Annotated in this window: 13 protein-coding genes; 3 read left to right on the forward strand and 10 right to left on the reverse strand. The window is 68.9% G+C overall.

Features of this window, described 5'->3' with window-relative positions; genetic code table 11:
- Positions 1-380: 380 nt before the first annotated feature.
- The 7 genes from FV242_RS29625 to gap all read right to left on the reverse strand — a co-directional run bounded on the left by FV242_RS29625 (position 381) and on the right by gap (position 6,307).
- A complete protein-coding gene (locus FV242_RS29625) occupies positions 381-1,412 on the reverse strand; it encodes a tetratricopeptide repeat protein (RefSeq protein WP_147941420.1) in 1,032 nt (343 codons plus the stop codon).
- A complete protein-coding gene (locus FV242_RS29630; RefSeq protein ID WP_147941421.1) occupies positions 1,409-2,053 on the reverse strand; it encodes a thiamine phosphate synthase in 645 nt (214 codons plus the stop codon). The genes FV242_RS29625 and FV242_RS29630 overlap by 4 nt, the downstream gene beginning before the upstream one ends.
- A gap of 16 nt (positions 2,054-2,069) precedes the next feature.
- Positions 2,070-3,140 carry a class II fructose-bisphosphate aldolase gene (gene fba / locus FV242_RS29635; protein ID WP_147910119.1) on the reverse strand — a complete coding sequence of 357 codons (1,071 nt, stop codon included), beginning with the start codon at positions 3,138-3,140 and terminating at the stop codon, positions 2,070-2,072.
- A 165-nt stretch (positions 3,141-3,305) separates the two neighbouring features.
- On the reverse strand, positions 3,306-3,500 hold the full coding sequence (locus tag FV242_RS29640) for a hypothetical protein (protein WP_147941422.1): 195 nt from the start codon (positions 3,498-3,500) through the stop codon (positions 3,306-3,308).
- A gap of 22 nt (positions 3,501-3,522) precedes the next feature.
- Positions 3,523-4,725 carry a phosphoglycerate kinase gene (gene pgk, locus FV242_RS29645; protein ID WP_147941423.1) on the reverse strand — a complete coding sequence of 401 codons (1,203 nt, stop codon included), beginning with the start codon at positions 4,723-4,725 and terminating at the stop codon, positions 3,523-3,525.
- A 25-nt stretch (positions 4,726-4,750) separates the two neighbouring features.
- Positions 4,751-5,221 carry a hypothetical protein gene (locus FV242_RS29650; protein WP_147941424.1) on the reverse strand — a complete coding sequence of 157 codons (471 nt, stop codon included), beginning with the start codon at positions 5,219-5,221 and terminating at the stop codon, positions 4,751-4,753.
- 81 nt (positions 5,222-5,302) lie between these two features.
- On the reverse strand, positions 5,303-6,307 hold the full coding sequence (gap, locus tag FV242_RS29655) for a type I glyceraldehyde-3-phosphate dehydrogenase (protein ID WP_147910123.1): 1,005 nt from the start codon (positions 6,305-6,307) through the stop codon (positions 5,303-5,305).
- A gap of 549 nt (positions 6,308-6,856) precedes the next feature.
- Here gap and FV242_RS29660 point away from each other — a divergent pair.
- Positions 6,857-7,144 carry a DUF4164 family protein gene (locus FV242_RS29660; protein WP_147910124.1) on the forward strand — a complete coding sequence of 96 codons (288 nt, stop codon included), beginning with the start codon at positions 6,857-6,859 and terminating at the stop codon, positions 7,142-7,144.
- Positions 7,145-7,182: 38 nt separating this feature from the next.
- Positions 7,183-7,578 (forward strand): cell division protein ZapA, encoded by a 396-nt coding sequence (locus FV242_RS29665; RefSeq protein ID WP_147910125.1) that lies wholly within the window; start codon positions 7,183-7,185, stop codon positions 7,576-7,578.
- A gap of 402 nt (positions 7,579-7,980) precedes the next feature.
- Here FV242_RS29665 and FV242_RS29670 read toward each other — a convergent pair whose 3' ends face one another.
- From FV242_RS29670 to madL, 3 genes are read right to left on the reverse strand one after another with little or no spacing between them, the layout of a single operon-like run.
- Entirely contained in the window at positions 7,981-8,652 is a 672-nt protein-coding gene (locus tag FV242_RS29670) for a GntR family transcriptional regulator (protein WP_147856369.1), read from the reverse strand.
- Positions 8,653-8,679: 27 nt separating this feature from the next.
- Positions 8,680-9,444 (reverse strand): malonate transporter subunit MadM, encoded by a 765-nt coding sequence (gene madM / locus FV242_RS29675; RefSeq protein WP_147941426.1) that lies wholly within the window; start codon positions 9,442-9,444, stop codon positions 8,680-8,682.
- A 41-nt stretch (positions 9,445-9,485) separates the two neighbouring features.
- Complete coding sequence (gene madL, locus FV242_RS29680; protein ID WP_147941425.1) at positions 9,486-9,923, reverse strand: malonate transporter subunit MadL; 438 nt, start codon at positions 9,921-9,923, stop codon at positions 9,486-9,488.
- Between the two features lie 224 nt (positions 9,924-10,147).
- On the opposite strand from madL, the gene mdcA reads away from it, so the two are divergent.
- Positions 10,148-11,794 carry a malonate decarboxylase subunit alpha gene (gene mdcA / locus FV242_RS29685; RefSeq protein WP_147910127.1) on the forward strand — a complete coding sequence of 549 codons (1,647 nt, stop codon included), beginning with the start codon at positions 10,148-10,150 and terminating at the stop codon, positions 11,792-11,794.
- Positions 11,795-11,854: the final 60 nt, after the last annotated feature.

The raw sequence follows: 11,854 nt of genomic DNA on the forward strand, positions 1-11,854 counted from the left end.
TATCCGGACGCTGCAGCCGCAGCACCAGTTCGATCAACTCCTCGCGGCTCAGCCGCTCAAGATCGGTACGAACCATCCCACGAGGGAATCAGCGAAACCCAACCCGCGCAAGGGGGTGGGTAATTACCGTGGGAGAGGGCGCGCTTGGCTTCGGGAGAACGTCTCATGCCGCCAGGGCCAGTCTAGAGTTCGATAAGTTAATCTGGACGCTCACCCGAGAGACGGGTCTCGCGCGACGTCCTGGCGCTCCCATCTGTCGGTGGCCGCACCCGCGTCCGTTTGATCGTGGAGCGAAGGACAAACGACGGATCGACGCGGAGCCGCTTAGGATGAGGGTGCGGCTGGATTGTACCGCCAGGCCCAACCGGCCACTGTCCGCCTCAGCGCTGCTCGATGCGCTCGTTGGCCAGCCGCTCGGCGCGGGTGCGCTCGTCGCCGCTGAGGCCCGCCAGGGTCTGGTCGAGCCAGGCGTCGGACAGGCCCTGCGCGGCGGCGGCGAGGTTCCAGGCCGCGGCCTCGATCAGGTTCTTCGACACGCCCCGGCCCACGGCGTAGAGTCGTGCCAGCCGATTCTGTGCGATGGCGTTGCCACGCGAGGCCGCGTGCAGGAAGTAGCGGGCGGCCGAGCGCTCGTCCTTGGTCACGCCGTTGCCGTTGAACAGCAGGATCGCGTACTCGACCTCGCTGGCGAGGTCGCCGTTGTCGGCCCCGCGGCGGAACCACTGGGCCGCCTGGCTCGAATCCTTCTGGACGCCGCGGCCCTGGAGGTAGAGCACGCCCAGGTCGTGCTGGGCCAGGCCGATCTCGGCGTCGGCGGCCTTCCGGAACTGCGTGGCGGCCGCCGCCTCGTCGGCGGTGGCGCCGGTACCGATCAGGATCAGCCCGAGATTGTATGCGGCCGTGGACGAGCCCTGGGCCGTGGCCTGTTCCAGCCAGCGCCGGCCGGCCTTGGGATCCTTCGGCATGCCGCGCCCGTCGAGTGCCATCAGGCCGAGCGACGACATCGCGGCAGCGTCGTTCTGGGCGGCGGCAAGGCGGTACCACTCGGCCGCCTTCACGGGGTTCTGCTTGACGCCGAGCCCCTGGTTGTAGAGCTCGCCCAACAGCGTCATCGCGGCGGCGTCCTTGGGATTGGCCTCGATCCGCTTGGTCGCCTCCCGGAAGGCGGTGACGTACTGGCCGCGTTGATAGGCACCGTAGGCGAGGTCCGCCGGCTGGCCGCTGGCAGGCGGGACGGCGCCTCGGGAATAGTTCGGCGTGTAGGGGCTCGGAAGCTCCGGCATCGTGGTCTTGTCGGACGGCGCGACGATTTTGGCCGGATCGAGCGCGCCGGGCGCGGCGAGCGCCGGCAGCGCTGTGGCCAGCGCCACCGCGAGGACCAGGACGGGCAGATCCAGGACGCGCAGGCTCACGCGGCCCGCTCCGCGATCGCGGCTTGCGCCCGTGCGACCGTTTCGGTCCCGGGCAGCCACAGGGCGCTCTCCAGGCCGACGAATTCGGCCCCGGTGGCGACCAGGGAGGCGATCTCGTCCGCCGTCGCGGCCACCGCGACGCAGGGCGTCTCGAAGATCTCGGCCCACCATTCAGCGCGCGCCAGAACGGTGTCGGCCTCCGGAGCGACGCCGTCCGGATAGAGACCGCCGAACATCAGGTAATCGATGCCGGCCTCGCCCGCCTCCATGGCACCGTGCTTGGTCTCGATGCCGCCCGCCCCGAGGATGCGCCCGTCCCGGAGACGGTCGCGCAGGTCCTTCAGGTCGCGCGGCTTGTCGACATGCACCCCGTCGGCGCCACCTCTCGTCGCCACCGAGACGAGGTCGCCGGTGAACCCCGGGCAGGCCACGACGAGGGCCGCGCCGGCTTCTTGCGTGATCGGCGCGACCTGCTTCACCCGGGCGGTGAGCCCGCGCTCGTCGGTGGCGGCGAGCCGCAGGATCACGGCCGCGACATCGCCCGCCCCGCAGGCCGCGCCGAGCGCGGCCGCGAAGGCGTCGATGCCGTCGGCATCCAGGTTGTGGGGCCCGAGGAGGGCGAGGCGCTGATTGCTGCTCATCGGGCCGGCCGGACCGTCAACGCGCGCCGATCTTAGGGTCCAGCGCGCCGCTGGCGTAGCGCTTAGCCATCTCGGAGACGGAGACCGGGCGGATCTTCGAGCCCTTGCCGGCAGTGCCGAACTCCTCGAAGCGCTGCTTGCACAGCTTGGTCATCGCATCCATCGCGGGCTTCAGGTACTTGCGCGGATCGAACTCCGACGGGTTCTCGGTCAGGATCTTCCGGATCTGGCCGGTCATCGCCATGCGGTTGTCGGTGTCGATGTTGATCTTGCGTACGCCGTGCTTGATGCCGCGCTGGATCTCCGCGACCGGCACGCCCCAGGTCGGCTTCATCTGGCCGCCGTACTGATTGATGATGTCCTGCAGGTCCTGCGGCACCGAGGACGAGCCGTGCATGACCAGGTGAGTCGACGGCAGGCGGCGGTGGATCTCCTCGATCACGTTCATCGCCAGCACGTCGCCGTCGGGCTGGCGGGTGAACTTGTAGGCGCCGTGGCTGGTGCCCATAGCAACCGCGAGGGCGTCGACCTTCGTGGCCTCGACGAACTTCACCGCCTCGTCCGGGTCGGTGAGCAGCTGATCGTGGCTCAGGACGCCCTCGGCGCCGTGGCCATCCTCGGCCTCGCCCTGGCCGCTCTCCAAGGAGCCGAGCACGCCAAGCTCGCCCTCGACCGAGACGCCCGCCCAATGAGCCATCTGAGTGACGTTGCGGGTGATCTCGACGTTGTAGGTGTAGTCGGCGGGGGTCTTGCCGTCGCCCTTGAGCGAGCCGTCCATCATCACCGAGGTGAAGCCGTACTGGATCGCGGTGGCGCAGGTCGCCTCGTTGTTCCCGTGGTCGAGATGCATGCAGACCGGGATGTGCGGATAGATCTCGACCAAGCCGTCGATCAGCTTGGCCAGAACCACGTCGTTGGCGTAGGCGCGGGCACCGCGGCTGGCCTGCAGGATCACGGGCGAGTCGGTGGCGTCGGCCGCCGCCATGATCGCCAGACCCTGTTCCATGTTGTTCAGGTTGAACGCCGGCACGCCGTATTCGTGCTCGGCCGCGTGGTCGAGGAGCTGCCTGAGGGTGATCCGTGCCATCGTCGTCTGTCTTCCCGCTTGCCGTCTGGTGGTTTGCCCGATCGCCCACGGCGACGGAAATAGAGCGCCCGAGTCCGGATACCGGATCCACCCTCGGACACGCGCATATCGAATGCGCAACATAGCATCCCCGGAGCCGGTCTCGACCGGTGGGAATGCTGTTGTCTACAGCGCCCGCACCTCCAAGGTCGTGGCGCGCCTCGGCGTGAGCGGCCTGGCCTGCGACGGCGCTATGGCGGCCCGAACGCCGGTCAGGATCTCGATCCGCGCGTTCTGCCCGTCGTCACGCAGCCATTCGACACCCCCGACTTCCAACGCCGGAAAGATAGATCGGTGCGCGGTGGCGGGGGAGAAGCGCATGAGAGAGCCGCGCCGTCCTCAGTCAGCCCTGCGCCCGCAGCGCCTCGACGCCCGGCAGGGCCTTACCCTCCAGCCATTCGAGGAAGGCACCGCCCGCGGTCGAGACGTAGGTGAAGGCGGCGGCCACGCCGGCGTGGTTGAGCGCGGCCACGGTGTCTCCGCCGCCGGCGACGGAGACCAGTTGGCCGGCCGCCGTGCGTGCGGCCGCGTGCTTGGCGGCGGCCACCGTGGCGGCGTCGAACGGTGCGAGCTCGAAGGCGCCGAGCGGGCCGTTCCAGACCAGGGTCTTGGCGTCATCGATGGCGGCGTTGATGTCGGAGACCGAGCGCGGGCCGGCATCGAGGATCATGCTGCCCGCGGGCACCGCATCCACCGGCACGGTCTCGTGCGGGGCCTGGGCCTTGAACTCCGTGGCCGCCACCGCGTCCACCGGCAGGATGATCCGGCAGCCGGCCTTGTCCGCGGCCGCCAGGATGCGCAGGGCGGTCTCGGCGAGGTCCTTCTCGCACAGGGACTTGCCCACCGCCTTGCCCTGCGCGTGCAGGAAGGTGTTGGCCATGCCGCCGCCGATCACCAGCATGTCGACCTTGGCGACCAGGTTCTCCAGAAGGTCGATCTTGGACGACACCTTGGCGCCGCCGACCAGCGCGATCACCGGCCGCTGCGGCGCTTCGAGGCCCTTGGTCAGGGCTTCGAGCTCCGCCTGCATCTCGCGGCCCGCATAGGCCGGCAGGCGATGGGCCAGAGCCTCGGTGGAGGCGTGGGCGCGGTGGGCCGCTGAGAACGCCTCGTTGACGTAGACGTCGCCGTTGGCCGCAAGCGCGTCCGCGAAGGCCGCGTCGTTCTTTTCCTCGCCGGGATGGTAGCGGGTGTTCTCCAGGAGCAGGACGTCGCCGTCCTTCAGCGCGGCGACGGCCCGGGCCGCGTCGTCGCCGACGCAATCGGCCGCGAAGGCGACGTTCCGGCCGAGCGCCCGGCTCAGCGCCGGCACTACCGGCTCCAGGGTATCCTTCGGCTCGCGCTTGCCCTTGGGGCGGCCGAAATGGGCCAGCAGGATCACGCGGGCGCCCTTCTCGGCGACCTCCCGGATGGTCGGCACGACGCGTTCGATGCGGGTCGCATCGGTGACGCGGCCGTTCTCCATCGGCACGTTGAGATCGACGCGCATCAGCACGCGCTTGCCCGTCAGGGCGCTGGCGTCGTCGAGGGTGCGGAAGGCGCTCATGCGGTCCTGTTCGGGTCGAGGGCTGTTATTGAACGGTGGTGCCGGACGTGGCAGCCGGCGCCGGAATCAGGCGGTCGAGGTTGAGGCGCTGCACCGCCACCATCAGCACGACGGTGAGGATCGCGGTGATTACCGCGGTGAGCACAAGCGCGCCGGTGCCGGGCAGGCGCCGGGTGCGGTCGGCCAGCCCGCGCATCTCGGTGCGCAGGGCCGCGAGATCGGATTGCCGGGCGGATTCGTTCATCCGGTTGGCGGCGTTCTCGACCTTGTCCTCGACCCGCGACAGCAGGGACTCGGAGCGCGCGTACTTGTCCTCGATCCGCGAGCACTTGTCCTCGATTCGCGCGAGCTGATCGAGGAGGTGGCTCGCCGGCAGCCCCTGCGCGGGCGCCGTCGCCACCGGGGCGGTCGTGGCCGCCGGCGTGGGTGCGGGTTTGGGCGTGGGCGTCACGACGGCGCCCTGTCCGCTCGACGTGCCCTGCGAAGCGTCGGTCATCCCGGGATGATCCCCTGGTTCGAGGTGAGGCCGTTCGGTCGAAAGGCGCCCGCCGGTCGGGACCGGCGGGCGTCGGGGTCTTCAGATGAGCTTGGCCATCGCCACGGCCGTGTCGGCCATGCGGTTCGAGAAGCCCCACTCGTTGTCGTACCAGGTCAGGATACGCACCAGCACGCCGTCCATCACCTTGGTCTGGTCGAGGTGGAAGGTGGACGAGTGCGGATCGTGGTTGAAGTCGATCGAGACGTTCGGCTGGTCGGTGACCCCGAGCACGCCCTTGAGCGGACCGGCGGCGGCCGCCTTGATCGCGTCGTTGATCTCCTGAACCGAGGTGGCGCGCTTGGCCGTGAACACCAGGTCCACCGCCGAGACGTTCGGAGTCGGCACGCGGATCGCGGTGCCGTCGAGCTTGCCCTTCAGCTCGGGCAGGACCAGGCCCACGGCCTTGGCGGCGCCCGTGGAGGTCGGGATCATCGAGAGCGCGGCGGCGCGGCCCCGGTAGAGATCCTTGTGCATCTGATCCAGCGACGGCTGGTCGTTGGTGTAGGAGTGGATCGTGGTCATGAACCCGCGCTCGATGCCCACGGCCGCGTCCAGCACCTGGGCGACCGGCGCCAGGCAGTTGGTGGTGCAGGAGGCGTTCGAGACGACGAGGTGCTCGGCGGTCAGCTTGTCGTGGTTGACGCCGTAGACCACGGTGAGGTCGGCGCCGTCGGCCGGCGCCGAGACCAGCACGCGCTTGGCGCCGGCGTCGAGATGGGCCTTGGCCTTGTCCTTCGCGGTGAAGATGCCGGTGCACTCGAGCGCGATGTCGACGCCGAGGTCGCGGTGCGGCAGCTCGGCCGGGTTGCGCACGGCCGTGACCTTGATGCGCTTCCCGTTGACCACCAGGAACTCGCCGTCCACCGCGACCTCGCCCGGGAACCGGCCGTGGACGGAATCGAAGCGGAGCAGGTGGGCGTTGGTCTCTACCGGGCCGAGATCGTTGATCGCCACGACCTCGATGTCGGTCCGGCCGGATTCCGCGATGGCGCGCAGGATGTTGCGGCCGATGCGTCCAAACCCGTTGATGGCAACCTTCGTCACGGTGTGACTCCTTCCTGCTGCGGAGCACCGCGCACCGGGCCGGTCACCCGGTCCTCGGCGCAGTGTCGTTCGTGTGGCCTCATCCTGTCCGAAAGCCGAACCCCGCCTTTCGGGATGACGCCGTGGCGGCCCGCCTCCAGGCCGACCGGGCGGGGCCGATCTGGGCGGGCGGGTTTGAACCTGCGATGAACCGTGCCGTGACAGGCCGGGCCGCTCCGGTCGCGCCGATCGGATCCGACGGCGTTGGCTGAGGCCACGGGACTGTCATGGACCGGCCATCCGGCATATCTTGGGCGGCCCTTTACGGGAGCGCGCGGCTGTCTAACATGGCGTCTCCACCTGTCAAACGCACGCCCGTGACAAACACGGTTCTCTCCCACATCCAATAAACAGGGTTGTGCGACGGCGATTGCTGAGGCGCGACGGCGCGGACACGCACCAACATTTCGGACTGGAATTCCGGACGCATCCGGCCGAAACTTAAGGCCCCGAAGCATCGTCGCCCGAGAGCCCGCCCGTCGGGACGATGCGCCCGGCGAGCGGAGCCCCATGGCCGACGACAGGACGGACACGAACCCCATCGACGCGGCCTTCGCCCGGCTCGACTCCGCCTTGAGCCGCCTGGACGCGGTGGTGGCCCGCCGCCTGGAGGCCGAGGCCGAACCCGACGACCGGGACGCCGAGCTGGCGCTGATGGACGAGGACCGGGCCCGGCTCGCCGCCGCCCTCGACGCCGCGAGCGCGCATCTGGCCGATGTCGAGGCCACGACCGGACTGGTCGGCCAGCGACTCGACCGCGCGATCCAGACCGTCCAGGGCGTGCTCGGCCGGGCCTGACCGGTTCCGTCCAGCGCCGCCGTCCATCGGAGCGATCCTTGCCTCAGATCAACGTGACCATCGACGGAAAGCTCTACCGCATGGCCTGCGGTGCCGGCGAGGAGGCCCATCTCACCGGGCTGGCCGAGAGCTTTGGCGCGCGCATCGGCGAGATGCGCCAGAGTTTCGGCGAGATCGGCGACATGCGCCTCCAGGTGATGGCCGCCCTGACCATCGCCGACGAGCTGGCCGAATTGCGCACCCGCCACGCCGCCCTGGAGGCCGAGACGGCGGATCTCCGCAAAGCCACCGAAGCCGCCGACCGCGCCCGGGCCGAGGACGCCGCCCGCGCCGCCGACGGGATCGGGCGAGCCGCCGAGCGGATCGGGAAGCTGGCGGAGGCGCTGGGTGGAAGCGGGGCCGGGAAGGGGGGCGTGGCGCGGGAGGTGGTGTAAAGGCCCTGATGATCTTCGGTATGAGCCGCAAGACCATTAAGATTGGCCGCCTCACCGTGGTGTTACGCAGTTCTGCAGTGATCTGCTATATTGCGGGCCGCTCCGTCGAATGCTGGAACAATGCCTGATGCTGCGACTGTATTTCATCTCAGGCGCATCGATCAAGAATCCGGCCGGATGCCTTTTGTTTACCCCATCGCATTTTTCGAAGTCGAGTACCGCGACGTGGTCGAGGCACGATAGCTACAAGTGAGCGTTTAGCCTGAAGATTATTGCGATGTAGAGTTTTTAATTCGCAAATTTAATCAACAAACTCGGGCTTATGCGAGTTTTTAACCAAAACATCCTGCGGGTTGATGCAACCGGCAGCCAGCATGATGGCGATGGAAGTCTGAAAGCCCATCAACCCACCGTATCCGCAATATACCGCCCCAACGCCGCCGCGGCCCGCAGCATGTGGGCCCGCATCCGCCGAGCCGCCAATTCCCCATCCCCCTCGGCGATAGCCGCGAGAATCTCGCCGTGTTCGTCCCGTGAACGGCGGATCCGATCGCCGTGGCGGAGCTGGGTCCGGCGGAAGGCGGCCAGGCGCTCGCGGATCGCCAGGGCCTGCTCGGCCATGAAGCTGTTGTGGGTCGCCGCGTAGAGCGATTCGTGGAAGGCGCGGTTGAGCCGGTCGTAGGCGTCGACGTCGCCGGCTTCCACGGCGGCGGCGGAATCCTCCTGCAGGTCCATCAGCCGGCCGCGCTCCAGCGGCGTCATCCGGTAGGTTGCGAGCCGGGCGCACATCGCCTCGATCTCCGCGGTGGTCTCGAACATGTCGGCGATGCGCTCCGGCGTCAGCCGGGCCACCACCACGCCCCGGCGCGGGCGGACCTCCACCAGTCCGGAGGCCGCGAGCTGGCGCAGGGCCTCGCGCACCGGGGTGCGCGAGGCGCCGTAGCGCTGCGCGAGGTTCTGCTCGTCGAGGGCCGTGCCGGCCGGGATCTCACCGGACGTGATCGCGTCGGTGAGCGCGTTGCGGATCCGGTCGGAGAGAAGCCCGGTGTCGATCTTCTGGAACTCGCCGTGCATCACTTCGTCCCGCGCCCCCGCGGTTGGTCAACCGACCAGAGCCCGCACCGTCAAGTAGAAGATCGAGGGACCGACGAGGCAGCCGATCCCGGTATGGAAGGTCGCGGTGAGCGCCCCGTACGGGACTAGCTTAGGGTCCGTCGCCGCGAGCCCGCCCGCGACCCCGCTCACCGTCCCCATCAGGCCGCCATAGGCCATAGCCGACCGTGGGTTGTCGAGGCCGATCAGCTTAGCAACCAATGGTGTGCCGACCATGACCATCACGGCCTTGGTCACCCCGGTGGCGATGGAGAGCGCCATGACGGTGGAATCCGCTCCGATCGCCGCCCCGGTCACCGGGCCGACGATGTAGGTGATCGCTCCCGCCCCGATGGTCGTGATCGAGACCGCGTCGTGGTAGCCGAACGCCACCGCGGTGAGCGTGCCGACGAGGAACGGGATGATCGTGCCGAGCGCCAGCGCCAGCACGCCGACCAGCCCGGCCCGGCGGGCCTCGATCACGTCGACCTCGAACGCGGTGGCCACGATGGCGAAGTCGCGCAGCATCGCGCCGCCCATCAGGCCGATCCCGGCCAGCGCCGGGATGTCGGCGACGCCCTTCTTCCCGCCGGTGTAGAGCCCGCCGACATAGGCGAGCCCCAGCCCCAGCACGATCGCGATGGCCGAGCCGTGAACGCGGCCCCGCGTGAAGCGTTTGGCCGCCAGGTTGGAGACCAGGATCAAGGCGCCCACCACCGCGAAGGCCGCCACCAGGCTCTGCTCGATGAAGACGTGCTCGATTCCGTTCCAGATCCAATGTCCGAGGTCGTTGTCCATCGCGTGTTCCATGGCGCTCACCCCTGTTTCCCAGTCGGCACCGGATCGGCCTCGCCGCCGATCACGGAGCCGCCGTACTCGACCTCCGGGCTGCCAGGATCGCGCCGGCCGATCCGGCTCAGCAGCGCCACCGCGCCGAAGCACAGGACCAGGGAGCCGGTGGCCGCGATGATCACGATCGGGCCGCCGCTCACCGCCGCGACCACGTTCTGCTGGGCCGCCATGGCGACAACGATCGGGATGTACATGCCGGCCCAGAACTCGACGCCGAACTGCACGCCCTTGGTCAGGCCGCCCCGGCAGGACAGCAAGAGCCGGGCGACGATCAGCAGGATCATGGCGATGCCGACGCCGCCGACATTGGCCTTCACCCCCAGCGCGATGCCGAGGAGATCGCCGAGATACACGCCGACCAGCGTGCACGCGGCGAGGAGGGCAACACCCAGGACGATCATCGGCCTTGCCCTCCCGCGGCGGTGCTTGCGGCGCGCGGCAGCGCCCGTCTCGACGCGCTCGGCATGCTGCGTTCCCTCCCGAATCGCCTGCTGTCTTGTTGGGATAAATATGCAGGATGTTGACAGATCGGCAATCCCGTATACGGAACCGTGATTAGAACGTGCTAGAAAATGCCTGACCAGCGCTTTATCTCGGTCACTGCATACACAAGGGGAACGCGCGGATGACCCAGTGGCGCGGCGAACGAGAGGCGCGCGACGCACGCATCGCGGCGGGGCGCGCCCATGCCGACGGCAAGGTCGTGCCGGCCGGCTCCGTGGTCGATCTGCTGGAGGCGGTGCTGCGCCCCGGCGACAGGGTCTGCCTGGAGGGCGACAACCAGAAGCAGGCGGATTGCCTGGCCCGGGGGCTTGCGGCCTGCGACGCGGGCAAGGTCCACGACCTGCACATGGTCCAGTCGGGCATCGTGCTGCCGGAGCATCTCGACGTGTTCGAGACCGGCATCGCCAAGCGGCTCGACTACTCGTATTCCGGCCCGCAGGGCGCGCGCATCGCCAAGATGCTCTACGGCGGCCAGATCCAGCTCGGCGCGGTGCACACCTATCTCGAGCTGTTCGCCCGCTACTTCGTGGACCTCACGCCCCACGTCGCGCTGATCGCCGGCGTCTCGGCGGACCGAGACGGCAACCTCTATACCGGGCCCAACACCGAGGACACGCCCACCGTCGTGGAGGCCACCGCCTTCAAGAACGGCGTCGTCATCGCCCAGGTGAATCAGATCGTCGACAAGGTCCCGCGGGTCGACATCCCGGGCGACCGAATCGACTTCGTGGTCGAGGCCGACACGCCGTTCTACGTCGAGCCGCTGTTCACCCGCGATCCTGCGGCGATGACCGAGACCCAGATCCTGATCGCCATGATGGCGATCAAGGGGATCTATGCGGAATACGGCATCCGAAGGCTCAACCATGGGATCGGCTTCGGCACGGCCGCAATCGAGCTGCTGCTGCCGACCTACGGTGAGAAGCTGGGCCTGAAGGGGAAGATCTGCACCCATTGGGCGCTTAATCCGCACCCGACGCTGATTCCGGCGATCGAATCCGGCTGGGTCCAACAGGTCCACTGCTTCGGCTCGGAAGTCGGCATGGATCGCTACATCCGCGCGCGGCCGGATATCTTCTTCACCGGGGCCGATGGCTCCCTGCGCTCGAACCGGGCCTTCTGCCAGACCGCCGGCCTCTACGCCTGCGATATGTTCATTGGCGCGACCCTCCAGATCGACCTGATGGGCCATTCGTCGACGATCACGCAGTCGCGGGTGGCCGGCTTCGGTGGCGCGCCCAACATGGGCTCGGATCCGCATGGCCGCCGCCACCCGTCCGATGCCTGGATGAAGGCCGGGCGCGAAGGTCAGGTCGTCGGCGATCCGGCGCTGATGCGCGGGCGCAAGCTGGTGGTGCAGCTGGTCGAGACCTTCGGGGAGAAGCTGGTGCCGACCTTCGTCGAGAAGCTCGACGCCCTGGAGCTGGCCAAAAAGATTGGGCTCGAGCTGGCCCCGGTGATGATCTACGCGGACGACGTCACCCACATCGTCACCGAGGAGGGCATCGCCAACCTCCTCCTGTGCCGGGACGCCGACGAGCGCGAGCAGGCGATCCGCGGGGTCGCGGGCTACACCGAGGTCGGCCGCGGCCGGGACCGGGCCAAGGTCGAGGAGCTGCGCGCCCGCGGGGTGATCCGCCGGCCGGAGGATCTCGGCATCGAGCCCCTCGACGCCGACCGCGCGCTGCTCGCGGCCAAGTCGATCAAGGATCTCGTGCACTGGTCGGGGGGCCTCTACGAGCCGCCCGCGAAGTTCCGGAACTGGTAGGGTCGATCCCGATCTTTCCCTCCCCCTTGCGGGGAGGGGTCGCGGGTGGGGGCGGTGCAG

Origin of the sequence: Methylobacterium sp. WL64 (assembly GCF_008039945.1) — a bacterium.
Taxonomy (GTDB): Bacteria; Pseudomonadota; Alphaproteobacteria; order Rhizobiales; family Beijerinckiaceae; genus Methylobacterium.

Coding starts and splice junctions, on each gene's coding strand:
- FV242_RS29630 (WP_147941421.1), bottom strand. CDS start 2,053: ATGAGCAGCAATCAGCGCCTCGCCCTCCTCGGGCCCCACAACCTGGAT.
- fba (WP_147910119.1), bottom strand. CDS start 3,140: ATGGCACGGATCACCCTCAGGCAGCTCCTCGACCACGCGGCCGAGCAC.
- FV242_RS29640 (WP_147941422.1), bottom strand. CDS start 3,500: ATGCGCTTCTCCCCCGCCACCGCGCACCGATCTATCTTTCCGGCGTTG.
- pgk (WP_147941423.1), bottom strand. CDS start 4,725: ATGAGCGCCTTCCGCACCCTCGACGACGCCAGCGCCCTGACGGGCAAG.
- FV242_RS29650 (WP_147941424.1), bottom strand. CDS start 5,221: ATGACCGACGCTTCGCAGGGCACGTCGAGCGGACAGGGCGCCGTCGTG.
- FV242_RS29660 (WP_147910124.1), top strand. CDS start 6,857: ATGGCCGACGACAGGACGGACACGAACCCCATCGACGCGGCCTTCGCC.
- FV242_RS29670 (WP_147856369.1), bottom strand. CDS start 8,652: ATGCACGGCGAGTTCCAGAAGATCGACACCGGGCTTCTCTCCGACCGG.
- madL (WP_147941425.1), bottom strand. CDS start 9,923: ATGATCGTCCTGGGTGTTGCCCTCCTCGCCGCGTGCACGCTGGTCGGC.
- mdcA (WP_147910127.1), top strand. CDS start 10,148: ATGACCCAGTGGCGCGGCGAACGAGAGGCGCGCGACGCACGCATCGCG.